General features: G+C 62.6%; 20 protein-coding genes. 15 read left to right on the top strand and 5 right to left on the bottom strand.

Annotated elements, in window-relative coordinates:
• Nucleotides 1-5: 5 nt before the first annotated feature.
• From J8C01_RS08825 to J8C01_RS08800, 6 genes are all read left to right on the top strand, one after another.
• Nucleotides 6-1,124: an MlaD family protein gene (locus tag J8C01_RS08825; RefSeq protein WP_211431669.1), complete on the top strand. Its 1,119-nt coding sequence runs from the start codon at nucleotides 6-8 to the stop codon at nucleotides 1,122-1,124.
• An 85-nt stretch (nucleotides 1,125-1,209) separates the two neighbouring features.
• Nucleotides 1,210-1,986 (top strand): CDP-diacylglycerol--glycerol-3-phosphate 3-phosphatidyltransferase, encoded by a 777-nt coding sequence (gene pgsA, locus J8C01_RS08820; RefSeq protein WP_211424142.1) that lies wholly within the window; start codon nucleotides 1,210-1,212, stop codon nucleotides 1,984-1,986.
• A 21-nt stretch (nucleotides 1,987-2,007) separates the two neighbouring features.
• Entirely contained in the window at nucleotides 2,008-2,928 is a 921-nt protein-coding gene (locus J8C01_RS08815; protein WP_211431668.1) for a phosphoribosylaminoimidazolesuccinocarboxamide synthase, read from the top strand.
• Nucleotides 2,921-3,535 (top strand): hypothetical protein, encoded by a 615-nt coding sequence (locus J8C01_RS08810; RefSeq protein ID WP_211431667.1) that lies wholly within the window; start codon nucleotides 2,921-2,923, stop codon nucleotides 3,533-3,535. The genes J8C01_RS08815 and J8C01_RS08810 overlap by 8 nt, the downstream gene beginning before the upstream one ends.
• Before the next feature lie 6 nt (nucleotides 3,536-3,541).
• The gene (locus J8C01_RS08805) at nucleotides 3,542-5,149 is read left to right on the top strand and encodes a VWA domain-containing protein (RefSeq protein ID WP_211431666.1); all 1,608 of its coding nucleotides are present in this window, start codon (nucleotides 3,542-3,544) and stop codon (nucleotides 5,147-5,149) included.
• A 136-nt stretch (nucleotides 5,150-5,285) separates the two neighbouring features.
• On the top strand, nucleotides 5,286-5,918 hold the full coding sequence (locus J8C01_RS08800) for a response regulator transcription factor (protein ID WP_211431665.1): 633 nt from the start codon (nucleotides 5,286-5,288) through the stop codon (nucleotides 5,916-5,918).
• Here the strand turns inward: J8C01_RS08800 and J8C01_RS08795 are convergent.
• Complete coding sequence (locus J8C01_RS08795; RefSeq protein ID WP_211431664.1) at nucleotides 5,906-6,376, bottom strand: 23S rRNA (pseudouridine(1915)-N(3))-methyltransferase RlmH; 471 nt, start codon at nucleotides 6,374-6,376, stop codon at nucleotides 5,906-5,908. The two genes, J8C01_RS08800 and J8C01_RS08795, sit on opposite strands and share 13 nt — an antisense overlap.
• A 120-nt stretch (nucleotides 6,377-6,496) precedes the next feature.
• Here J8C01_RS08795 and J8C01_RS08790 point away from each other — a divergent pair, with 120 nt between their 5' ends.
• The gene (locus J8C01_RS08790; protein ID WP_211431663.1) at nucleotides 6,497-7,639 is read left to right on the top strand and encodes a glycosyltransferase family 2 protein; all 1,143 of its coding nucleotides are present in this window, start codon (nucleotides 6,497-6,499) and stop codon (nucleotides 7,637-7,639) included.
• Here the strand turns inward: J8C01_RS08790 and J8C01_RS08785 are convergent.
• On the bottom strand, nucleotides 7,547-8,194 hold the full coding sequence (locus J8C01_RS08785) for a helix-turn-helix transcriptional regulator (protein ID WP_187288361.1): 648 nt from the start codon (nucleotides 8,192-8,194) through the stop codon (nucleotides 7,547-7,549). The genes J8C01_RS08790 and J8C01_RS08785 overlap by 93 nt on opposite strands.
• 93 nt (nucleotides 8,195-8,287) lie before the next feature.
• Between J8C01_RS08785 and J8C01_RS08780 the strand changes: the two genes are divergently transcribed.
• From J8C01_RS08780 to murI, 3 genes are all read left to right on the top strand, one after another.
• On the top strand, nucleotides 8,288-9,364 hold the full coding sequence (locus tag J8C01_RS08780; protein ID WP_014100264.1) for a homogentisate 1,2-dioxygenase: 1,077 nt from the start codon (nucleotides 8,288-8,290) through the stop codon (nucleotides 9,362-9,364).
• A gap of 118 nt (nucleotides 9,365-9,482) precedes the next feature.
• The gene (locus tag J8C01_RS08775; RefSeq protein ID WP_211431662.1) at nucleotides 9,483-10,514 is read left to right on the top strand and encodes a suppressor of fused domain protein; all 1,032 of its coding nucleotides are present in this window, start codon (nucleotides 9,483-9,485) and stop codon (nucleotides 10,512-10,514) included.
• On the top strand, nucleotides 10,504-11,316 hold the full coding sequence (gene murI, locus J8C01_RS08770; protein ID WP_211431661.1) for a glutamate racemase: 813 nt from the start codon (nucleotides 10,504-10,506) through the stop codon (nucleotides 11,314-11,316). Before J8C01_RS08775 ends, murI begins: the two co-directional genes overlap by 11 nt.
• 67 nt (nucleotides 11,317-11,383) lie before the next feature.
• Here the strand turns inward: murI and meaB are convergent, their stop codons facing one another.
• Genes meaB through tsaD form a run of 3 tightly spaced genes read right to left on the bottom strand, consistent with a single transcriptional unit; the run spans nucleotide 11,384 to nucleotide 15,423 of the window.
• Nucleotides 11,384-12,364: a methylmalonyl Co-A mutase-associated GTPase MeaB gene (gene meaB, locus J8C01_RS08765; protein WP_211431660.1), complete on the bottom strand. Its 981-nt coding sequence runs from the start codon at nucleotides 12,362-12,364 to the stop codon at nucleotides 11,384-11,386.
• Nucleotides 12,365-12,373: 9 nt separating this feature from the next.
• Nucleotides 12,374-14,344 (bottom strand): tetratricopeptide repeat protein, encoded by a 1,971-nt coding sequence (locus J8C01_RS08760; RefSeq protein WP_211431659.1) that lies wholly within the window; start codon nucleotides 14,342-14,344, stop codon nucleotides 12,374-12,376.
• A complete protein-coding gene (tsaD, locus tag J8C01_RS08755; RefSeq protein ID WP_211431658.1) occupies nucleotides 14,341-15,423 on the bottom strand; it encodes a tRNA (adenosine(37)-N6)-threonylcarbamoyltransferase complex transferase subunit TsaD in 1,083 nt (360 codons plus the stop codon). The genes J8C01_RS08760 and tsaD overlap by 4 nt, the downstream gene beginning before the upstream one ends.
• Before the next feature lie 158 nt (nucleotides 15,424-15,581).
• On the opposite strand from tsaD, the gene J8C01_RS08750 reads away from it, so the two are divergent.
• The 5 genes from J8C01_RS08750 to J8C01_RS08730 all read left to right on the top strand — a co-directional run bounded on the left by J8C01_RS08750 (nucleotide 15,582) and on the right by J8C01_RS08730 (nucleotide 22,063).
• Nucleotides 15,582-16,034: a BrxA/BrxB family bacilliredoxin gene (locus J8C01_RS08750; protein ID WP_041569173.1), complete on the top strand. Its 453-nt coding sequence runs from the start codon at nucleotides 15,582-15,584 to the stop codon at nucleotides 16,032-16,034.
• Between the two features lie 42 nt (nucleotides 16,035-16,076).
• Nucleotides 16,077-17,399 (top strand): spinster family MFS transporter, encoded by a 1,323-nt coding sequence (locus J8C01_RS08745; RefSeq protein ID WP_014100257.1) that lies wholly within the window; start codon nucleotides 16,077-16,079, stop codon nucleotides 17,397-17,399.
• 237 nt (nucleotides 17,400-17,636) lie between these two features.
• Nucleotides 17,637-19,289 carry a GWxTD domain-containing protein gene (locus J8C01_RS08740; protein WP_211431657.1) on the top strand — a complete coding sequence of 551 codons (1,653 nt, stop codon included), beginning with the start codon at nucleotides 17,637-17,639 and terminating at the stop codon, nucleotides 19,287-19,289.
• Nucleotides 19,290-19,358: 69 nt separating this feature from the next.
• Complete coding sequence (locus J8C01_RS08735) at nucleotides 19,359-21,755, top strand: LptF/LptG family permease (protein ID WP_211431656.1); 2,397 nt, start codon at nucleotides 19,359-19,361, stop codon at nucleotides 21,753-21,755.
• 86 nt (nucleotides 21,756-21,841) lie between these two features.
• Nucleotides 21,842-22,063: a helix-turn-helix domain-containing protein gene (locus J8C01_RS08730; RefSeq protein ID WP_211431655.1), complete on the top strand. Its 222-nt coding sequence runs from the start codon at nucleotides 21,842-21,844 to the stop codon at nucleotides 22,061-22,063.
• Nucleotides 22,064-22,068 lie beyond the last annotated feature (5 nt).

Raw genomic sequence — 22,068 nt, 5'->3', positions numbered from 1 at the left:
GGTGTATGGCGAAAAAGAAGCTCTCCATTCTTGATTTGCGGGTGGGGCTGATGACCCTGGTGGCCATCGGCGTACTCATTGCCACCATTCTGACGATTAGCGGCGACCTCAATCCCTTCCGGCGGGAACTCATCGTCCGCACCCGACTCGCCAACGTGGATGGTCTGCGTCCGGGGGCGGAAGTGCGGTTGGCCGGCGTCAAGGTGGGCAAGGTACAGCGGATTGTGCTGCTGCCGGTTCCCCAGGATCAGAATGCCGCCCAGACCGTGGAGCTGGAACTTGCGCTCGATCCGGTCATTGACGGCAAGCCGGCCGGAGAGCGCGTCCGGCAGGATTCGCAGGTCATTCTGGGTTCGGTCGGTCTGTTGGGCGACAAGGTGGTGGACATCACCCCAGGCACACTGGCTGCGGCTCCCGTCAAGGATGGCGATCTGATTGGTGGGGCTTCCGAGACGACCATCCGCCAGATCATCTCCGGCGCCGATGACATTCTGGCCAACTTCACAACCCTTTCGGATTCGCTCAAGCAGATTGCCGACAAGATCAATCGCGGCCAGGGAACGGTGGGACGACTCGTTTCCGACGCGGAGCTGTATGACAACCTGACGCGCACCGTAGCCGAGGCGTCCCGTCTGGTGCAGGAAGTGCGGACGGGACAGGGCACGGCTGCCAGACTCATCAATGACCCCCGCCTGTATGACGATCTTGACGCTTCGGTGCGGCGCGTCGAAAAGCTGCTGGCGGACATCAGCGACGGACGCGGCACCCTTGGCAAGCTGGCCACGGATGACCGGGCCTACCAGGAAGTGCTGTCCGTGCTGGAGCGGCTGGACCGGACCTCGGCTAAGCTCGAAGACGCCATGACCCGCCTGGAGCGGGGGGAAGGCACGGCCGGGCGTTTGCTCCGCGACGACAAACTCTACCGCGAAGCTGAGCAGACACTGGTCAGCCTCAACAACGTTCTCGCCGGACTGGAGCGCGGCGATGGTTCAGCCGGAAAGCTGCTGCGCGATCCGCAACTTTACGATAATCTGACGGCAACCTCTGCCCAGGCCAACCAGTTGCTGATAGATTTTCGCCAGGACCCGAAAAAGTACCTCACCATTCGTCTCAAGCTGTTTTGACAACCGTTGTGAGCCTGCGCTTGCCGGTCACCTGACCGGCAAGCGTCGCTTGGTTTCCGGCGCGCGGCGCCCCTGGTGAACGACCGTGAATCTGCCCAACACCCTGACGGTTTCGCGCATTTTCATCGTCCCCCTCATGGTGGTCGTGCTGATGACGAGCGTCTCGGAGTCCGTCTTTGGGTTGCCCCGTCAGTTGATTGCCGTGACGCTCTTTCTGGGCGCATCGCTGACGGACCTGCTCGACGGCTACCTGGCGCGGCGCCGGGGACAGGTCACGACCCTGGGAACGCTGCTCGACCCCATTGCCGACAAGCTGCTCATTTCTGCGGCTCTGATCTCGCTCGTCGAAAACAAGCTCGCGCCGGGCTGGGCCGTGGTCATCATCATCGGCCGGGAGTTTGCCGTGTCCGGTCTGCGCAGCATTGCCGCCCAGCAGGGCGTGACGATTGCTGCCTCCAAAATGGCCAAGTTCAAGATGCTCTCCCAGGTCGTGGCCATCACCTGCCTGATGCTGGGCAGCCACGAGGGGCGGCCGCCGCTGCCGGTCGGTACGTCGTCGGTGTCCGCCGTGCAGCAGGCGTTCCGCGCCCTGTGGCAGGGAGCCTTTGGCGTCGAAGCCCTGCGGATCATTGCCTACGGTGCCGGAAGGCTCATGCTGTGGATCGTGGTGATTTCGGCGCTGTGGTCTATGTGGAACTACTTCAAGGACTTCTACGTTGCCGTCCGCGACCGGATTGAAACCGCGCCGCGCATCCCCCTGCGGGAACGCTGGCGGGTGCGCCCACGCATCCGCTGGCGGCGTCCGCTGTTTGCCCGGGTGCGGGCGCGGAAAACGACGCCTGATCTGCCTGAAGCGCCCTAAGCCGGCCGCCCTGATTGCACCATGCTGCCCAGCCCCGTGCCGCCGCTGATGGCGACCGACTTTCTCCCGCTGCCGCGCTTCCGTTCCGGCAAGGTACGCGAAGTCTATGACCTCGGGGAGACGCTGCTCATCGTCGCCACCGACCGTATCTCGGCTTTTGACTGTGTGCTGCCGACTCCCATCCCGGACAAGGGAAGGATTCTGACGGCGCTTTCGGCCTTCTGGTTCAACCGCCTGGGCAACTTCGTGCCACATCACATGCTGTCCTGTGCGCCGGAGGACTTTCCGGCCGCCGTCCAGCCCTACCGCGACCAACTCGCCGGGCGCACAATGCTCGTCCGCAAGACCACGCCGCTGCCGGTCGAGTGTGTGGCCCGAGGCTATCTGGCCGGCTCCGGCTGGAAGGATTACCAGCGTACCGGTCAGGTCTGCGGACATCCCCTGCCGCCGGGCCTTCGGGAGGCCGACCCCCTGCCCGAACCGCTGTTCACGCCGGCGACCAAAGCGGCGACCGGCCACGATGAAAACATCTCGCTGGTGCAGATGGCTGACCGGATTGGGTCGGAACTCGCCCGCCGGCTCGCCGAACTGACGCTGGCGCTCTACACGGCAGCCGCGGCCTATGCGCGCACCCGTGGACTGATTTTGTGCGACACCAAGTTTGAGTTCGGGCTGGACGGCGACGGGCAACTCGTCTGGATTGACGAAGCCCTGACGCCCGACTCTTCACGCTACTGGGATGCGGCTGCTTATGCGCCGGGAGGCAGCCCGCCTTCGTTTGACAAGCAGTTCGTCCGGGACTACCTCGAAACGCTCGACTGGAACAAGCAGCCGCCCGCGCCGGCGCTGCCGGATGCTATTATCGAGGCGACCCGCCAACGCTACTGGGAAGCTTATCGCCGACTGGTTGGAGAACCACAAGGCGGTCCAGAACATGTCTGAAGCTCTGCCTTTACCGGAACCTTCACCGGAAACTGCGCCGCATGCCGCCTACCGTCAACTGCTGGTGGACATCGAGCGTTTTGCCGCCGTGCTGCGCCAGCGTTTTCCAACGTCCATTACCTGCCGCCTGGGTTGTACCGGCTGCTGCCAGCAACATCTGACGGTTCTGCCCATCGAAGCTGCCGCGTTGCACGAGTATGTGTCCCGTCTGGATGCCCCAACCCGGGCGCGGCTGCGCCAGCAGGCACAAGCAGCACAGGAACAGGAAGCCGCGCCGACGCCTGCGGCGGTGCCCTGCCCGGCGCTGGTGGATGGCGCCTGTGCTGTCTATCCGGCGCGGCTGGTGCTGTGCCGCACCCACGGGTTTCCGCTGCTTTACCTGGATGAGGATGACCCAACCGACGGCATCCTCGATGTCTGTCCGCTCAACTTCACAGACGATGCAGATGCCATCACGCACTGGGATGTCTTCGACATGACGGTGGTCAACACCCGTCTGGTCGCCGCCAGCCTGGCCTTTGACCCCACTGGCAAGCGTCAGTTCATCGCCGACATCATCCTGGCAGCCACGGCGGCCGCAGCGTCTGAACCCGACGGGCAAGCGTAGTGGGCTATGCGGTACGTGCGGTGGCTTCGTGTCATGGCCGGGCTGCTGGTGGTGTGGACGCTCTGGAGTGCCGAAAGCCGCGCCCAGCAGGGGTTCGAGCCACGGATGCCCGTCAAGCGTTACTTCGACGACACCCGGACGTTGCTGCCGCCCAAAAGCACGGTGCGCATCCGCAATCCACGGGGCAACATTTCTGTCCGCATCGTCCCGCGCCCGGATGTGTTCATCACGGCAACCCGGCATGCTGCGCCGGGGCCGCCGGTGCGCGCTGAAGAAGTCATCATTGAAGAACTCCCGCAGCAGCTCAACATCACCACGGACCCGCCCGACACCACAACCGGCGTGGACCTGGAAGTGCTCGTGCCGGAGCAGACCTATCTGCGCCTGATGAGTGAAATCGGCACGTTGCGCGTGGAGGGCCTGCCGGCCGGACTCATCGCCACGGCCTACCACGGCAACATCGAGCTGTGCCTTCCACCGGAGGCGGATGCGGACGTGACCTGGACGAGCGTCCACGGCCGGGTGCGCGCCGAGGTGCCGCTTCGACAGTTCGGAACGCCGGATGACCGCGCGCTGCACGGGCAGATGGGACGTGGCGGCGCGATTCTGGTGGCTCAGGCCGACCGGGGGGATGTCGTCGCCACGGCCCTGCCGCCGGAAAACAGCGCCCGTGAGCGGCCGGTGCTGCATCGGCCGGCAACAGCTACGGTTGAGGAGCCGGTCAGTGCGGCTGAAGGCAGCGATGTCGTTCTGGAAACGACGCTGGTGGTGCTCAACGCCGTGGTGACGACGCCCAACGGAGCGCCAATTCGCGGATTACAGCTTGAGGATGTCGTCGTTCTGGAGGACGGCGAGCCACAGGACATCACCTATTTCGGTACGCTGGAAACGCCGTTCAACCTGGTGTTGCTGCTCGATCTCAGCGGCAGTACCCGTGAAAAGCTGGCCGTCATCCGCCGGGCGGCGCTGGGGTTTCTGGCCACGCTGCGGCCGGAAGACCGCATGGCGATTGTGACGTTTTCTGATACGGCGCGCCTGCTGTGCCCGTTGACCAATGACCGCCGGAAACTGCGGGAGCGCATTGATGAAATCCGCCGGCCGGAAGGCGGAACCAACTTCTATGACGCGCTGGCCGGTACGATGAACTCCGTCCTGCGTGAAGTCCGTGGCGAGCGCAATGCCGTTGTGCTCGTCACCGACGGGATGGACAACGTCCTGCCGCCGGGCGGCCCTGACTATGGCTCAGTGACAACCTACGAGGAGTTGCGCCGTCTGGCCCAGGAATGCGATGCCATGCTGCTACCGATTTATCTCGACACCGAAGCCGAGGTGGTGGAGCGCTACGGCGCGCGCGCGCGACTGGGTTACGCTATTGCGCGCAACCAGTTGCGCGAACTCGCCGCCCTGACCGGCGGGCGGCTGTTTTACGCCAAAACCGTCGAAGACCTCGAAGATTGCTATGCGGCTGTGGCAGCCGAACTGCGCGCCGTTTATAGTTTTGGATACTATCCGAAACAGGCACAGCGGGATGGTCGCTTCCGGCGGATTCACGTCAAGGTACGGCGTGAAGGTGCGGTGGTGCGTACGCGCCAAGGGTACGTCATGCCGAAATGATCGTTGGCTTGAATAGTGTCTTTTCTGGGAGTGCGGGCATCCTGCCCGCGCTCTTGGCTCGTACCATGGGAAAACTTCCCCAGGTGGACAGTTCAAGGTCACGCCACACCCGCAGAGAGGGGGAACATGCTGAACGATGGCCCATATTCTGGTGGTTGAAGATGAACAGGACGTGTGTGAGGTCGTTGTCGCGGCCCTGAAAGCCGAAGGGCACGACGTTACGGCGACGGGCGATGGGATTGCGGCCATCGTCCTGCTCAAAGACGCCCTCCGGGACAGGCAGCCATTTTCACTGGTCATCTGCGACATCCGGTTGCCGAGTCTGTCAGGGCTTTCAGTGTGCGACTTCGTGCGGCTTGATCCCCGGCTTGCGGGAGTGCCGTTTCTCTTTCTGAGCGGTTTGGGAGCGACCGAGCAGCGGCTGGCCGGTCTTTCGCGCGGGGCCAACGACTACCTGGCCAAACCGTTCGCGCTCGATGAACTCATCGCGCGCGTCAACTGGCTTTTGCAGAACTCTTCTTCCGGGAGCGCCGACGGCACAGAGGCGCCGAATCCGCTAGAGCAGAAGACGCTCGATGCGTTGCTGCGGGACGTTGTGCATAACGCGCGGGATGGAACGCTCCACTTCCTGCTTCAGGACGGTTCGCGCGGACAGATTGTCTTCCGCGAGGGAAAAGCCGCCGCTGTGGTGGGCGATGGCGGCGTACCGCCTGAAGAGCAATTGCGGCGGCTGTTCAGCGGCCAGGCCAAGATGTTTCACTTTGCATAAGGGACGTTCCCCAGCCGGGCCAGCGCACGATAGACCTGTTCGGCCGCCAGGACGCGCGTCATCTCGTGCGTAAAGGTGAGTTTCGACAGCGACCAGCACCAGTTGGCGCGCTGCCGGACTTCCTCGGCCACGCCCCAGTGGCCGCCGATGATGAAGGCGAGATGACGGGCGCCGCCGTCGCGCCAGCGGCGCAGTTTTTCGGCAAAGGCTTCGGAAGTAACCATTTCGCCGGCCACATCGAGCAGCACGACCTGGGCTTCGGCCGGCAGCGCCGCCAGAAGGTGCTTGCCTTCGTAGGCGCGGGACGGATCAGGTTGCGCAGCCAGAGACCCTTCCGCCGCGCGTACGATTTTGGTGCCACACGGCAGGAAACGCGCGATGCGCTGTTCGTACTCGCGCGCCAAGGCCTCCCAGTGTGGTGATTTGGTTTTGCCCACGACGAAAAAAGTCACCTGCATGGTTGTTGTTCAGAACGCTGTGTCCCGGTTTGCCTGCGGCCGGCCCGGTCGCATCGCCGTTGAAAGGCAGGGAGGCATCGGGTTTGGCCGTTCTCCGCGGCTCGCCTAAAGTCGCCTGCCATGACGCCTCGTATGCCGTTTTCCGTCAGCGTTGTCATTCCAACCTACAAGGGCAAGGCCCTTCTGGCGCGTTTTTTGCCCTCGGTGGTGAAGGCGCTGCGTACCTACACGACGGCCACGGGTGCGCCAGTGGAAATCCTCGTGGTGGATGACGGCAGCCAGGACGACACCGTGGACTGGCTGACGGCGACTGCCTTCGACTTCGTACGGGTGCTCGCCCTGCCGGTCAACCGGGGTTTTGCGCCGACGTGCAACCAGGGCTTCGCCGCCGCCCGCCACGACCTCATCTGGCTGCTCAACAACGATATTGAAGTCATGCCGGACGCACTGTTTCCGCTGGTGGAGCATTTTTCGACGCCCACGGTCTTTGCCGTGGCGTCGCGGGCGCAGCGGTTGGGAAGCGACGCCATTGACGGGGCCGGACGGCTGGGGCGGTGTGTCCGGGGCTACTGGAAGGTGTTTGAGGGCTACGATGTCTTTCCCGACCGGATGCCCCCGGAGGCGATTCTGCCGACCTTTGCGGCAAGCGGCGGCTACAGTCTCTTTGACGCGGCCAAGCTGCGCGCACTGGGTGGCTTCGAGGAACTGCTGGCTCCGTTTTACTGGGAAGACATTGAACTGTGCTACCGCGCGTGGAAGCGGGGCTGGGAAGTCCGCTACGAGCCGCGCAGTCTGGTGTTTCACCAGTCGAGTGCCACGATCCGGTCGCGTTTCGAGGCACGTGCCATTGAGGTGACATCCGCCCGGAACCGGCTGCTGATGCACTGGATACACCTGCACGACGCGCGCTGGTGGCTGGCCCATCTGGCGATGACGGGGTTGCTGTTGCTGGCCGATGTCGTGACGCGGCGCGGCTATCGGGAGGCGTTCCGGCAGGCGTGGGCCTGCCGGCGGTTGGCCTTCCGGCGGCGGCGGGAGGAACAGTCCCACAGCCGCCGGACGGACCGGGAAGTCGCCGCCATCTTTGCCGCTGTGCGGCAGCGTCCCTACGTCAAAACCTTTCGCAAACCCGCTGAAGAAATGACGCTGCGCACTGCGTGGGCGCGGGTGTCAGGCTTCCGCACCGGGGCGGCGGATGATGAAGCGGCAGCAGGAAGCCCCTTCCGAAAGGGCGCACTGACGGATGACCTCGGCATCGAGTGACTGTGAGGCAATGAGGCAGTCGCCGTCGCAGACTTCGGGAAAGTCGCGCGCGATGAGCAGCACCGGACAGTGATGCATGACGACGACATAGCTGTCCGGCGTACCGTTTTCGACCCGTACCAGGTAGCCCATTTCCTCGAGGGCGCGCGCAAATTCCTCGACCCGCTTGCGCAGCGTTTTGCCTTGCAGCCGGGGCTTGATTTTGGCGGCCAGCGTGTCGGCGCGTCCCTGCAGAATGGATGTCACCACGTCGCGTCCGAAGCGTTGTTCGATCTGCTGGAGGATTTCGACACTCAGGACATCGTAGGCGTGCGGGAACAGTTCATCGGCGCGTTCAGTCAGGCGGTAGAGGTGAACCGGGCGGCCGCGCTCGCGGCGCTTGAGGGTGGACTCCACCAGCCCATCCCGTTCAAGGGCTTCGAGGTAGCGCCGGACGTTGACGCCGGACGTGGCCAGTTCCGTCGCCAGTTCCTCGACGCTCAGGGGCGCACGGGTTTTCAGTAGAAAAACAATCTTTTCGCGCGTATCTTTTCCGCTGATGCCGCTGGTTTTCATGGCGGCATTTTGCCACAGCCGTGGCATCTGATAAACCCACTCGTCGTGGCAGCGCCCGTCTGCCAGGCGCAGTCCACCCCGGAGCTATCCTGCATGTATCAGACCAAAGGACGCATCACAAAGCAGGCCCACGTCGAAATTCCCGCCGGCACGTATGAGGAACAGCACGGACGGGAGGGGTTCTTCGGGCCGGTTTCGCATCTTTATCATCGCCATCCCCCGACCGGCTGGACGCGCATCGAGGGGGAGTGTCGTCCGCAGGCCTTTTACACCAACCGCGTCGAAACATCCGCTGACCGGCCGACGGTGCTGTTGGAAAACGCCGATGTCCGGCTTGGCGTCGCGCGGCGGCGCGGAGCGACTCCCTACTTTGAGCGCAATGCCGACGGCGACGAACTCTGGTTTGCCCACGTCGGAGGCGGCGTTCTGGAAACCGACTACGGGCAGTTGCGCTTTGGTGTTGGCGATTATCTGGTGATTCCGCGCGGCACGACCTACCGGTTTGTCGGCACTGATGAGTGCTTCTTTTTCGTGATTCAGAGCCTGGGGACGCGCCTGCGCCAGCCCGACCGGGGGTTGCTGGGGCAGTATTCGCTCTATGACGCAACGGCAATACGGACGCCCGACCTCGTGCCCGTCACGACCCAGGCGGAGGAATATGAAGTGCGCGTCCAGCGCGAAGGGAAGCTGACGCGGATTTTCTATCCCTTTCATCCGCTCGATGTCACCGGCTGGAAAGGCGATCTCTATCCGTGGGCGCTCAACATTGCCGACTTCTGTCCGGTGATGAGCCACCGCGCCCACCTGCCGCCAAGCGTTCACGTGACGCTGGTGGGTGAGGGGTTTGTGGTGTGTTCGTTTGTACCGCGTCCGCTGGAAGAGGCGCCCGGCGCGCAGCGGGTCCCGTTTTACCACCGCAACATTGACTACGACGAAGTGCTGTTTTACCACGCCGGCGACTTTTTCAGCCGCGACAACATCACGGCCGGGATGCTGACGCTGCATCCGCACGGCGTCCACCACGGGCCGCATCCGAAGGCCATCGAAAAAAGCTGGTCCAAGACGCATACCGATGAGTATGCCGTCATGGTGGACACCCGTCGTCCACTGCATGTCACGGACGCAGCCCGCGCCGTCGAGTGGCCGGAATATCATCTGTCATGGCGGTAATGGGTTGGATGGCCCTCATCCGGTCACGGAAACGTTACACAGGGCGGATAGGGTCAGCGCTGGCCGTCGCCCGTTAGCACCACGTGAACAAGGTTTATCCTGAAAGGAAGGCAGCTTCGTGAGTTCCCCTGCGGCAGATTACGGCATTGACGCCATTCGTGAGGCGCTGGAACGGCTTTATCCGCACACCGAACCGACGCATTTTGGAACCATCGTCCGGTACAGTCTGGGCGGTCCCGATCCCCTGGATGGGATTTCCTTCTACGAACGCGACACACCCATCCCCCACTGGCACTGCATTTCCTTTGGCATGAGCGAGTTGTATGCCAAAACGCCCGGCAGTGCGCCTGATTTGAGCGGGTGGGGCTTTGAGTTTACGTTCCGGCTGGCGCGGGGAGCGGCTGACAAGACGGTTCCGACCTGGGTGATTCCGTTTCTCAACAACCTGGCGCGGTATGTGTTCAACTCTGGCAATCCCTTTCGTCCCGGACACCACATGGACCTGCACGGGCCGCTGACGCCGGAAGCACCGGACACCCTGCTTTCGGGCGTGGCTTTTGTGGATGACCCGGAACTGCCCCCGATTGACACCCCCAACGGGCGGATGCACTTTTTGCAGATTGTCGGGCTGACAAAGGACGAGTTGCAGGCGGTCAAACGCTGGAACACGCGCGGCGTTCTGGGACTGCTGGAGGAAAGTTGTCCGCTGTGGATTACCGACTTGGAGCGGGCTTCGATTACAGACCGCCCCGATATTCTGGCGCGCATCCGCGATGGCATCACGGCAGAAGGCTCATCGCTTCAGGGCGAATATGTCGAGATTGCCCGGTGGCAGATGGCCGAGCCGCCCCGGCCGGGCGTGGAGATTGAACTCGATACCGAAGGGCTGCGGGATTTTGCCGAACTCTTTCCGGCGCGTCTCAAGTTTGGCCGGGAGTTTCTCATCTGGGGACCCAAGCAGACTCTGGTGTTTCGTCCGGCAACAACGCCCGGCATGCAGGATGCCGGCAGCGGCGTGCTTGTGCTCGACATCACGCCGGAACTCATCGAGCCGCTGGCGCAGGCCCTCAAGCCGGTTCCTGCCACCCACCGCTTCAACATTGGCGGTGAGGTGGTGGTAACGGTTGTACCGACAGACGATGCCCGGTGACGCCCGCCCGATTGGGATTTTCGACTCCGGGGTAGGCGGTCTGACGGTCTATCGTGCGCTCCGCGCCCGGCTGCCCCAGGAGTCGTTCGTGTATCTGGGCGACACGGCCCGCATCCCCTACGGAACGCGCTCGCCGGAAACTGTCTGTGCGTATGCCCGCCAGGATGCGGCTTTTCTGCTAGCCTGCGGTGTCAAGCTCATCGTCATTGCCTGCAATACGGCCTCTTCGGTGGCGCTTGACCTGCTTCAGGCAAACTCTCCAGTGCCGGTGGTGGGTGTCATCGAGCCGGGCGCGCGGCAGGCTGCTGCCGTGACGCGCTGTGGACACATCGGCGTCATCGGCACGGAAGCCACCATGGCCAGTGCGGCCTATCCACGGGCGATTCGCCGCATAGCGCCGGCTGTGCGCGTCACCTCGCAGAGTTGCCCCCTGTTCGTCCCACTGGTCGAAGAAGGCTGGGCGCAGCATCCGGTGACGGTGACGGTAGCTGCCGAATACCTGACACCATTGCGGGAAGCCGAGGTGGACACGCTCGTTCTGGGGTGCACGCACTATCCGGTGCTGGCAGACGTGATCCGGCGCGTCATGGGGGAAGGCGTCACCCTTGTGGATTCAGGCGCCTGCGCCGCCGAAGAAGTCGTGGCTGTGCTGGAGCAGAACGCCTGTTTTGCCCCGCCCGGAAACCTTCCGGCGGCAACGCGCTTTTGCGTCACGGATGCCAGTGAGCGTTTCCGCCGCGTGGCAACGCTGTGTCTGGGCGAGGAAGTGACACGGTTGGAAAAGGTCCGCATCGAGCTGTAATCGGGCCGTAGCCCGGGCCGGACGCGAAGACACGGCGCGTAGGGGCGAATGGCGTTCGCCCGTAACTTCAGGCCGGGGAGGCGGTCAACCGCCGGACGATGTCATCGGCCAGGGTGTAGGGATCGGTTTCGCGGTTGACGATGCGCTGGACAGCCGCTTCCAGTTTGCCGTCGTGCAGTTCGCGCTGCCAGACGTGGCGCAGCAGGCGGTCGCGGATGAGTTCGAGCAGCCGTCGCTCCAGGATGCGCCGCCGGCGCTCGGCGCGCACCTCCGGGTGTGCTGCGACAAAGGTCAGGTAGCTGTCCAGAGCCGTCGCCAGGGCATCGAGTCCGACCGGTGGCGTCGCCGTGGCAATCGTCCGCACGATGGGCGGTTGCCAGCCATCCGGGCGCGCGGCGAGTTCGAGCAGGGCTTCGAGTTCCATCTGCGTCCGTTCGACGCCCTCCCGGTCGGCTTTGTTGATGACAAACACATCGCCGATTTCCATGATGCCGGCCTTGATGGATTGCACATCATCACCCATGCCGGGAACGACGACGACGGCCGTCACATCGGCGGTTTTGACGATGTCCACTTCATCCTGTCCCACGCCGACGGTTTCCACAATGATGACCTCGTAGCCGGCTGCGTCGAGCAGCAGGACGGCTTCCGTCGTCGCCCGCGCCAGCCCGCCCAGATTGCCGCGTGTGGCCATGCTGCGGATGAACACCTGCGGATGCGTTGCCAGTTTGGGCATGCGAATCCGGTCGCCAAGAATGGCGCCGCCGGAGAAGGGACTGGACGGATCAACCGCCACGATGCCGACCCGCTGCCCCCGGTCAACATAGACCTGGGCCAGCTTGTCGGTGAGCGAGCTTTTGCCGGCGCCGGGCGCGCCGGTCAGCCCGATCACCCGACTGTGTCCGGTGTGGGGAAAAATCAGCTTCAGCAGGTCCGTGGCTTCTGGGGCATCGTTTTCGACCAGGGAAATACCGCGCGCTACGGCGCGGGGACTGCGGGCCAGAATGGCCTCGGCAAGGGCAGCAGTGGAAGGTGTGGTGCTGGACATGCCAATACGTCAGTGCTGTGGCGGCTTGGGTGCTGGGCTTGAAAAGGGTTGGCGCTGGGCGTCGAGGTCTTTCAACTGCTGTTCGACCGCGTCGCGCAGCGCCGGGTCAGGGCGTCCTTCAAGAACTTGACGATAGCAAAACCGCGCCCGCTCCGGGTTTCCGGCGGCGAGGTGCAGCCGGCCAAGGGCGGCCCACCAGCGCAGTTCATCAGGCTGAAAGCGGAGCGCCTGTTCATAATGCCGGATGGCCTGGGAGGTTTGTCCCTGGCGCTGGCGGATAACCGCAAGCTGGGCATGGAGTTTGGCATCCTCCGGGGCAAGCACGAGTGCGGCCTCGAATTGGGCGGCGGCCGCATCCAACTGTCCTGCCTCGAACAGTATCACACCGAACAATTCACGGTAGGGCATCCATGTGGGGTCGCGGGTCACGGCTTCCTGTGCCGCCTCCCGCGCGGCGTCCGAATTGCCCAGCGCAAGGTGGGCTTTGGCCAACGTCGCGCACGTTTCCGCCAGCGGAAGGATGGTGTGGGCACGTTCAAGGGCGGCAATGGCTTCTTCCAGCCGTCCAGCGTTGAGCAGTTCTGTCCCGTAAGCCTGCCACAGCCAGACGCTGCGTTGGTTGCCCACGGCCAGTGAGTGCGCCACAGCGGTCAGGCTGTCGCGGTAAAAAACGCTTTCCTGCCGTGTCTGCCGGGCGGACTGCCCTATCAGCAGAGCGATTGCCCCGGCTGCCAGCCACCGCGCCCAAGGACGTGACGCGGTGCTGTTCCAGAGGGCGCGGAAGCCAACGGCTGCGGCCAGTGCGTACCCCACGCTGGGCAGGTACATCACCCGCTCGGCGAAAACGAAGCCAAACGGCCGAATGAAGTGCGAAAACAGGGCCGCTCCGCCAACGAGAAAGGCCAACCCGACCCAGGCCGGCGACCGGCGGCGGTAGCTGACCACGAGCAGGCTGCCGGCTGCGGCAAGAACGGCCACTGCCGACCACAGCCGTCTGTCGCGCCACATGGTCACGACAGGGATGCTGTCGAAGGAATAGTCCACCTGCAGCGGAAAGGGCCACAGGTGCATGACGAGGTATTTCGCCAGCAGGACAAGGCCGGTGGCCCAGCGTTCCCACCACCCGGCGTAAGCGAGGGGATTCATGGCAAAGTCAATCGGTACAATTTGCACACCGGACTGAATCCGCTGGTGGAGATACCAGAAGAAGGCCGTGCTTACGGCACATGCGATGCCAGTTCGCCAACCTCGTTCGGCGAGCGCGCCCAACCGCTGCCAGCCGGTGCCGGGTGCGCAGCTCCATCCGATGAGCAGCCAGAGCGGGAAGAACAACACGGCGGATTCCTTGCCAAGCCATCCGGCAAACAGACAGAGGGCGGCTCCACCTGCCAGAAGCCAGTGTTGCCAGAGGGGTTGTTCTGATGGGAGCTTCCAGGCTGCCAACGCCAGCCCAAGGGCGCTGAGCGCGCCAAGGGCTGCCAGAAGTTCAGTCCGACCGACAAGCATGGCAACGACTTCGGTGTGGAGCGGATGTGTGACAAAGACGACTCCAGCCAGTCCGGCCACAAGGGCCTCCTGAAGCCAGGCATAAACCACCCAGAGAATGAGCCAGGAAACGACAATATGCAGCGCCACATTCACAAGGTGCTGCGGAGCCGGGCCGTTTCCCAAAGAACGCGCTACGAGAACGTAAGAGGCAATGGCCAACGGTCGGTAATGCTGGTAATGAATGTTTTGATCCACTCTGTCCGTTGGGTAAGTGTCCTGCCAGTAGTGCTTCCGAAACAGCGCCGGCAGGCTGGCCGTTGCGGCTGCATTGGGGTTGCTCTCCACAATACCTACGTCATCAATGACATAGCCGTGCGTGAGGGTCTTTTCAAAGCTGTACCAGCCCAGGACACTGATGAGCAGCCCCCAGAGGAACACAACCCAGATAGGTGTTTTTTTCTGGCTTGCCGTTGGTTGGTCGGTTCCGGTCATGCTCGAAAAGGCTGCGGGCGCGCGGCAGTGTGGTTTCCAAGGCGCAGCGACGGAGCAGGTTCCAGCGACCAGTCGTGCCGTTCGCCGCGCACGAGGTGGGCATAGCCGGCGGCCGCAATCATGGCGGCATTGTCGGTCGTGTACTTGGGATGCGGAATGCGAATCCCGACACCCATGCGCTCCGCCAGTTCGGCCAGCGCCTGCCGCAGGGCTGAATTGCACACCACGCCCCCGCCTGTGAGGACCACCCGTGGACGGTAAGCCACAATGGCCCGCTCCAGTACGCCGACCAATGTGTTGACCACCGCCTGCTGAAAACTGGCCGCCAGATGGCGGATGTTGTCGGGGGCCTGCGCCAGGATGGCGTCCCGGGTCAGCCCTTCCGGCAGCGGCACAATCTGCTGTTCGCGGATGTAGCGCAACACCGCTGTTTTGAGACCGCTGAACGAAAAATCATAAGGGGCATCGGGGATGAGTGGCGGACGGTACACCAGCGGCGCAGCTTCCGCGCGTCCGGTCTGCGCCAGCCGGTCGAGGATAGGGCCGCCGGGGTAGCCAAGGCCCAGACGGCGGGCGGTTTTGTCGTAGGCTTCACCAGCGGCGTCGTCACGGGTGTGTCCGAGGCGTTCGTAGGTCAGTGCCGCCGGAAGGTAAAACAGGTCCGTATGCCCGCCGGAGACAATCAGAGCCAGGGCCGGATAGTCCCAGTCACCGTACTCAAAAACCGTTGAGAACAGGTGTCCTTCGATGTGGTGTACGCCGATCAGAGGAATGTCCAGCGCCAGAGACAGCGCCTTGGCGTAAGACAGGCCAACCAGCAGCGCGCCCACGAGTCCGGGGCCGTAAGTGACGGCAATCCCATCGAGACCATCAAAGCCGGTCTCGGCCACGGCACATGCAACCACGTCCGCCATCGCCTCCAAGTGCTGGCGGGAAGCAATTTCTGGAACGACGCCACCGTAGGGACGATGAAACTCCATCTGGGAGGCGATGATGTTCGAGATGACCTGCCGTCCCTCGATGACGACTGCGGCAGCCGTTTCATCACAGGATGTTTCAATGCCCAACACCGTCCGCATGGGCGAGACGATACTAGGAATCAAAACGGCGGCACAAGGCGACGGATGCCAATGGTCATGCTAGGGTGAAACAGGAATGACCGGGCCAGTTTCGTGGGCATCGCTTTGCGTCACCGTTCTGGCTTATATTTTTTCTGTTTGTGGAGGAATGACCCCCGATGATGTACGGATTCGATATGGAGCGCGCGCTGCGCGCCATGCGTGCGGAACTGACCAATCATGGTGTGCAGGAACTGCGCACGCCGGAAGAAGTGGATGCCGTTCTGGGCAAAAAAGAGGGCACGGCGCTGGTTGTCGTCAACTCAGTGTGCGGGTGTGCCGCCGGGGCGGCGCGTCCGGGCGTTGTCGAGGCACTCAAGACAAGCCCCGTCCTGCCGGATCATATCACCACCGTTTTTGCCGGGCAGGACAAGGAAGCTACGGCGCGGGCGCGTGAGTACTTCAAGGGGTTTGCGCCATCTTCACCGTCGGTCTGGCTGCTCAAGGATGGTGAGGTGGTCTTCAAGCTGGAGCGACACCAGATCGAGCACCGGAGTGCCAGTGATATTGCGGCTGACATCCGTACGGCCTTTCAGAAGCACTGCAACCGGGCTGGTGTGGCGACGGCCTAGTTTCCCTCACAACCCTGGTGATGTTGTCCGATTGAAAAACCTATGAGTCATGTTCCGGCGCCCCATCGGGTTGCGCCTGCGACGACGGACGCGGCTGACGCCGGGGCTTCGGCGTCAGCTTCGCGTTATGCTTGGTACATCCTGTTCATCCTTACCCTGGTGCAGGTGGTCAACTACGTTGACCGGCAAATTATCCCGCCCTTACTCAAGCCCATTCAGGACGAGCTGAATCTGAGCAACACTGCGGTCGGGTTCCTCGGGACGGCCTTTATGCTGGTGCATTCCCTGGCGGCCATTCCACTGGGGGTTCTCGCCGACCGTGTGGCGCGCCGGAAAATCATTGCCGCCGGTGTCGGCTTCTGGAGTCTGGCGACGGCAGGGGCCGGATTTGCGTCATCCTACAGTCACCTCCTGCTGGCACGTGGCGCGGTGGGGGTGGGCGAAGCAGCTTATGCGCCGGCGGCCACCTCCCTGCTCAGTGACATGTTCCCGGCGCGGATGTGGGCCAAGGTCATCGGGATTTTCAATCTTGGACTGGTCATTGGCGCGGCCGTGGGGTTGGTGCTGGGCGGCGTGTTGAGCGAGAAAATCGGCTGGCGGGCCTGTTTTTTCGTCGTCGGCCTGCCGGGCCTGCTGCTGACCGTTGTCGTCTGGCTGTTTCGTGAGCCGCCACGCAGTCACCTGACCGAACCGCCAAAATGGGCCGACACGGTTCAGGTGTTGCAGATCAAGTCGTTTTGGCTGGTGATTGCCGGAGCGGCCTGCATAACCTTCGCCGCCGGGGCTCTGGTGCACTTCCTGCCGAAGCTGGTCACGGAAGTCTATGCCGTTCCCTCGTCACAGGCCGCCGTACGACTGACGCCCATCGTCATCGCAGCTTTTCTAGGGGTAATTGCCGGGGGGGTTGTTGCCGACTGGTTGCAGCAGCGATTTGCGGCCGGCCGGGCGCTCACTATGGCCGTGGCCTTTCTGCTCGGCGCCCCTTTCCTGTACTGGGGATTATATGCCCCCACGTTGGGCCAGTTCATCACGGCTGGTTTCATTGCCACGTTCTTTATGAGCTTCTACCACGGACCCGTTGCAGCCATCGTCACCGATCTCGTTCCCGCCTCGCTGCGCGCCACGGCTATTGCCTTCTACATGTTTGCCATTCATATCCTGGGGGATATGCCTTCGCCGGTCATTGTGGGATTCCTGTCGGATGTGATTGCCGGTGAGCATGCTTCGGCATCCGTGATGACCGAGGCGCTTCGGCAGGCAATGTTGCTGTGTGTGGCCGCCACGGCGCTCAGTGGGATTATCTTTGCCGGCGTGTCGCCGGTTTTACGGCGGCGCGCGGTGGCTATTGAGCCTGCCTCCGCATAGTGCGCCCGGCCTTGTGCGGCCCGGTGCATCTGAATGTGCGCCTGGCAAGGTGGCGGAAGCCGCCGCGCCGCTGCAAAGTCCTGTTTCCCTGGACTTGCGCCGCCGGCCGGCAGGTGTTCTAAACTCACGTGTGCCTTGAGGAACAGCGCCTGGAGTGCGCTCAAGGGAGTTGTTTCAGTCTGGGCAGCTTGGCCTTGGTTTCAAAACACGGAAGCGGTCGTGGAGGTTTTGCCGACCATGTTAAGCCTGAAGGATATTGGGCGTCTGGTGCTAGCCACGGGGCTGGGGATTGCCACGGCGCTGGCACCACTGGCGACATACGGGCAGGAAGATTCACAACCCAGGAAGAAGAAACAGCGCAAGATCGAACTCGACAAAATCTACCAGCGTTGGGTCAACGAGGACGTGGACTACATCATCACGCCGGAAGAGCGCGCAGCCTTCAAGAAGCTTCAGACCGACGAAGAGCGCGAGGAATTCATCGAGCAGTTCTGGCTGCGGCGCGACCCAGACCCGGACACGCCAGAAAATGAGTACCGCGAGGAGTACTACCGGCGTATTGCCTACGCCAATGAAAAGTTCACCTCCGGCATTCCCGGCTGGAAGACCGACCGGGGGCGCATCTACATCACTTGGGGGCCGCCGGATAGCATTGAGTCACGTCCGGCTGGAGGCCCCTACGAGCGCCCGATTTACGAAGGTGGCGGAACGACCTCGACCTACCCATTCGAGATTTGGTTCTACCGGTATCTGGAAGGCGTCGGTTCAGGTATCGAAATTGAGTTTGTGGACCCGACGGGAAGCGGCGAGTACCGTATCGCCCGCCATGCGGACGAAAAAGACGCCCTGTTGTTTGTCCCGAATGCCGGCTTGACCCTGGCCGAGCAACTTGGGCTGGCCTCGAAGGTGGACCGGCCGTTCTTCAATCCCGGCAACCGGTATGGCAACAATCCGCTGTATCCGATGCGGACGCAGGACATGCCCTTCGAGCGCCTGGCAATTCTCACCAACCTGCAACGCGCTCCTTCAGTACGCTATCGCCAGTTGGCCGAGCGGGTTGACCAGCAGGTGGAGTTTGACGTGCTGCCGTTTGACGTACGCACGGACTTCCTGCGCGCCGGCGAATCCGCCATCGTGACGACCTTTACCCTGATGTTCAACAACGCCGACCTGGGCTTCAAGGACGAGGGTGGCATTCAGAAAGCCCAGCTCAACCTCTATGCCCGCGTGTCGGCGCTGACCGGCAAACGGGTGGGGATTTTCGAGGAAGCACCCATCATCACCTATCAGCAGTCCCAGTTTGAGGTCGGGCGCAAGCTCAACTCCGTCTATCAGAAAAGCCTGATCCTGCCGCCGGGCAACTACAAGATTGATTTCGTTGTCCGCGACGTGACGAGCGGGCACACCGGCATCGTCCGCCAGGGGTTTGAAGTGCCGCGCTACTCACCGGATGCGCTTTCAACGAGTTCGCTCATTCTGGCGGACATCGTGGAGCCGGTCACGCGCGTTTCGGGCAGCCAGTTCATCATCGGCGCCAACAAAGTGCGGCCGAGTGTGACGCAACGCTTCAAGCAGAATCAGTCACTGGGCGTGTACATGCAGGTGTACAACGTCCAGATTGACCAGGCTTCATTGCGCCCGGCCATTGAAGCCGAATACGTCATCACCAATGTCAAAACCGGGCAGGAAGTGCAGCGTATCCGTGAGGACGGCAAAAATGGCATTTCCGACCTGAGCGGTTACGGGCAGCAGATCGTGCTGGGGCGGCTTATCCCGCTCGAAAAGCTGGAGCCGGGCAGCTATGAAATCACCGTGGTCGTGACCGACAAAGTGGCCCGGAAGACGCTCACGCCCAAGACGTTCTTCACCGTCGAGCCGGCCAAATCCTGACCGGGAACGGGGCTTCCGCTCACGGCCGTCCGCCGGAGTGGAAGCCCCGTTGTGTTTTCTGCCCGCCCTATGCGGCTTCTCGACCGCTATCTCATCCGTGAAATTCTGCCCTACGTCGCCACCGTCTTTTTTCTGCTGACGGCGGTGATTTTCATTCACGAGGCCGGACGTTTCTCGGAACTGTTCGTCGTTTTTGCCCGGCGTGGTCTGTCGAGCACGCCACTTGTCAAACTTGTTCTGTCGCTGCTGCCCGGCATTGTCATCTTCACCCTGCCGATTGCGTTTCTGGTGGGCGTCACGATGGCGATGGGGCGGTTGTCTGGCGACCGCGAAATCGTGGCCCTGCAGGCGGGCGGAGTGGGACGCTGGGCGCTGTTGCGTCCGCCGCTGCTGGTCGGCATCGCCGTGACAGGCATCACCGGCTACAACACCTTTTATCTGCTGCCGACGGCCGTCAAATCTCTTAACCAGCTCAAGAAAACACGCTCCGAGCTGTTGCTGCGCAGCATCGAGACCTACATCAAGCCCGGCACGTTCACCGAAGACCTGCCGGGCAAGATTCTCTACGTTGACCGGAGCGACGGGGAAGGGAAGTGGCAGCGGATTTTCATTGCCGAGACTTCGTCCCAGCCGAACGAGGAACCCAAAATCTACTCGGCCGAATCCGGGCAGATCATCATCGGCAGAACGTTGCAGGACAGTGAGTTGCGGCTGGAAAAGGCGCGGGTTTATGGCCAGGAATCACGGCAGCCGGATGAGGTGGCAGGCTACTTCGTGAATGCTTCGGGAAGCCTGACGGCCAGTTTTGCGCTTGGCAAGGATGATGGCGATCCCGACCTGCAAGCCCCGCCGCCGGGACCGGAGCTGCTTGCCTTTCCCGACCTGTGGCGTTTCAAGCCCAGCAGCCCGGCTCAGGCACGGGCCGCAGCAACCGAGATACACAAGCGTATGGCCCTGCCGGCGGCCTGCCTGATATTTGCACTCTTTGGGGTGGTGCTGGGGGTGACAACCCTGCGCAGCGGGCGGTCAGGCGGCTTGTTGATTGGCATTATGCTGGCGCTGGCCTTTTACCTGCTGATGCTGGGGGGCGAGCGGGCTGCACGCAGCGGTGCCCTGCCGGTCGCGCTGGCCGTCTGGTTGCCCAATCTGCTGTTTCTGGGGTTGGCCGGCGTGATGTCCGGTGGCATCGGGCAGTGGATTCGGCGCTGGACGGTCTGGAACTGGTTTTGGCAGGGAGGGCGTTGGGTCTGGGAACTGACCCTGTACATCGGGCGGCGGCTGTGGCGCCGGACTTCTGACACGAACCTCCCGGACTGGCTGGCCAGGGGAACAGCAGCGGCGTTTTCTGCGCCCCGTGTCCGGCTGGGGTTTCCCCGGATTGTGGACGGCCTGATTTTTCGTGAAGCCGTGGGCGCTTTTCTGCTCGTCCTGCTTGGGTTGGTGGGCATCTTCCACGTGTTCACGCTGTTTGAGCTCATCAATTCGATTGTCCAGAACCGCATCGGTTTTGGCATCGTCGCTGGCTATCTGCTGTTTCTAACGCCCCAAATCCTAAACTACATGCTGCCCTTTGCCGTGCTGGTGGCTACGCTTGTCACGCTGGGGCTGCTGGCGAAATCCGCCCAGCTCGTGGTGCTCTATGCCAGCGGGCAGAGTCTTTACCGGCTGTCGCTGCCGTTGTTTCTGGGCGGCGGGCTGGCCGCACTACTGATGGTCAGCTTGCAGGAATTTGTCTTGCCGGTGTCGAATCCACGCCAGGATTACCTGCGTTACCAGATTCGTGGCGGGACCTTGCCGCCGCAGACCTTCCATCAGAAAAACCGCAAGTGGTTTCGTGGGCGTGACCACCGGATATTCAACTTTGCCGTCTTTGACACCGAGCGCAACGAGTTTACGAGCTTTGGCATGTATGAACTTCATCCCACGACGGCGCGGTTGGTGTCGCGTACGTATGCGGCCAAAGCCCGCTGGGATGCCGTAACCGAAGAGTGGGTGCTGACCAATGGCTGGCGTCGCACCTTCTCGGCGGATGGGCTGGAAAGCCAACGCCAGCCGATTGGCGAGCTACGTCTCAAACTGGCGGAAACACCGGATTACTTCCGGCAAAGCACGACGGACATCACCAAAATGAGTATCGGCCAGTTGCAGCAGCAGGTGGCGGAGCTCACTGCGCAAGGGCTGGATGTCGAAAACCTGCAACGGGCCATTCAGGTGAAAATCGCCGCTCCGCTGGCCTGCTTCATCATGGTGCTGGTTGGCATTCCCTTTGCCCTCACCGTCGGGCGGCGCGGGGCCATGGTGGGAATTGCCATCGGTATTGGGCTGGCCGTGGCGTTCTGGGGAACAGTCAACCTGTTTGAGCAGCTCGGTTACTATCGCCTGCTGCCGCTGTTCTGGTCGGCCTGGGGGCCAAACCTGTTGTTCAGCAGCGGCGGGTTGTATCTCCTGCTATCAGCCAAAACCTGACGCGATTCCTGGTAGGACAGCCCGTGCGCAGGTTTGATACCTATAGTCCGTAGCCCTATAGACAGCAGCTTTGATTGGGTCGGATCATGGAACGTCGGCAGGATATTCTCGTTCGGTTTGGAGCCCGGGTCCGGGAGTTGCGTTTGAGCAAAGGCTACTCACAGGAGTCTTTTGCGGCCAAGTGCGGTTTGGACCGAACCTACATAGGTGGTATTGAGCGCGGCGAACGGAACCTGGCCCTGCGCAATATCGAAAACATTGCGAAGGCACTGGATATGTCGCTCTCGGAATTGATGCGCGGGCTTTAGGTAGC

Origin of the sequence: Chloracidobacterium sp. D, from assembly GCF_018304685.1 — a bacterium.
GTDB lineage: Bacteria > Acidobacteriota > Blastocatellia > Chloracidobacteriales > Chloracidobacteriaceae > Chloracidobacterium > Chloracidobacterium thermophilum.
The sequence above is the reverse complement of the archived record's forward strand: the minus strand, read 5'-3'. Positions and strand labels throughout refer to the sequence as shown.

Excerpts from the sequence above, each read along its gene's own strand:
- J8C01_RS08825 (WP_211431669.1), top strand. The coding sequence starts at position 6 with ATGGCGAAAAAGAAGCTCTCCATTCTTGATTTGCGGGTGGGGCTGATG.
- J8C01_RS08815 (WP_211431668.1), top strand. The coding sequence starts at position 2,008 with ATGCTGCCCAGCCCCGTGCCGCCGCTGATGGCGACCGACTTTCTCCCG.
- J8C01_RS08810 (WP_211431667.1), top strand. The coding sequence starts at position 2,921 with ATGTCTGAAGCTCTGCCTTTACCGGAACCTTCACCGGAAACTGCGCCG.
- J8C01_RS08805 (WP_211431666.1), top strand. The coding sequence starts at position 3,542 with ATGCGGTACGTGCGGTGGCTTCGTGTCATGGCCGGGCTGCTGGTGGTG.
- J8C01_RS08800 (WP_211431665.1), top strand. The coding sequence starts at position 5,286 with ATGGCCCATATTCTGGTGGTTGAAGATGAACAGGACGTGTGTGAGGTC.
- J8C01_RS08795 (WP_211431664.1), bottom strand. The coding sequence starts at position 6,376 with ATGCAGGTGACTTTTTTCGTCGTGGGCAAAACCAAATCACCACACTGG.
- J8C01_RS08790 (WP_211431663.1), top strand. The coding sequence starts at position 6,497 with ATGACGCCTCGTATGCCGTTTTCCGTCAGCGTTGTCATTCCAACCTAC.
- J8C01_RS08785 (WP_187288361.1), bottom strand. The coding sequence starts at position 8,194 with ATGAAAACCAGCGGCATCAGCGGAAAAGATACGCGCGAAAAGATTGTT.
- J8C01_RS08780 (WP_014100264.1), top strand. The coding sequence starts at position 8,288 with ATGTATCAGACCAAAGGACGCATCACAAAGCAGGCCCACGTCGAAATT.
- murI (WP_211431661.1), top strand. The coding sequence starts at position 10,504 with ATGCCCGGTGACGCCCGCCCGATTGGGATTTTCGACTCCGGGGTAGGC.
- meaB (WP_211431660.1), bottom strand. The coding sequence starts at position 12,364 with ATGTCCAGCACCACACCTTCCACTGCTGCCCTTGCCGAGGCCATTCTG.
- J8C01_RS08760 (WP_211431659.1), bottom strand. The coding sequence starts at position 14,344 with ATGACCGGAACCGACCAACCAACGGCAAGCCAGAAAAAAACACCTATC.
- tsaD (WP_211431658.1), bottom strand. The coding sequence starts at position 15,423 with ATGCGGACGGTGTTGGGCATTGAAACATCCTGTGATGAAACGGCTGCC.
- J8C01_RS08750 (WP_041569173.1), top strand. The coding sequence starts at position 15,582 with ATGATGTACGGATTCGATATGGAGCGCGCGCTGCGCGCCATGCGTGCG.
- J8C01_RS08745 (WP_014100257.1), top strand. The coding sequence starts at position 16,077 with ATGAGTCATGTTCCGGCGCCCCATCGGGTTGCGCCTGCGACGACGGAC.
- J8C01_RS08740 (WP_211431657.1), top strand. The coding sequence starts at position 17,637 with ATGTTAAGCCTGAAGGATATTGGGCGTCTGGTGCTAGCCACGGGGCTG.
- J8C01_RS08735 (WP_211431656.1), top strand. The coding sequence starts at position 19,359 with ATGCGGCTTCTCGACCGCTATCTCATCCGTGAAATTCTGCCCTACGTC.
- J8C01_RS08730 (WP_211431655.1), top strand. The coding sequence starts at position 21,842 with ATGGAACGTCGGCAGGATATTCTCGTTCGGTTTGGAGCCCGGGTCCGG.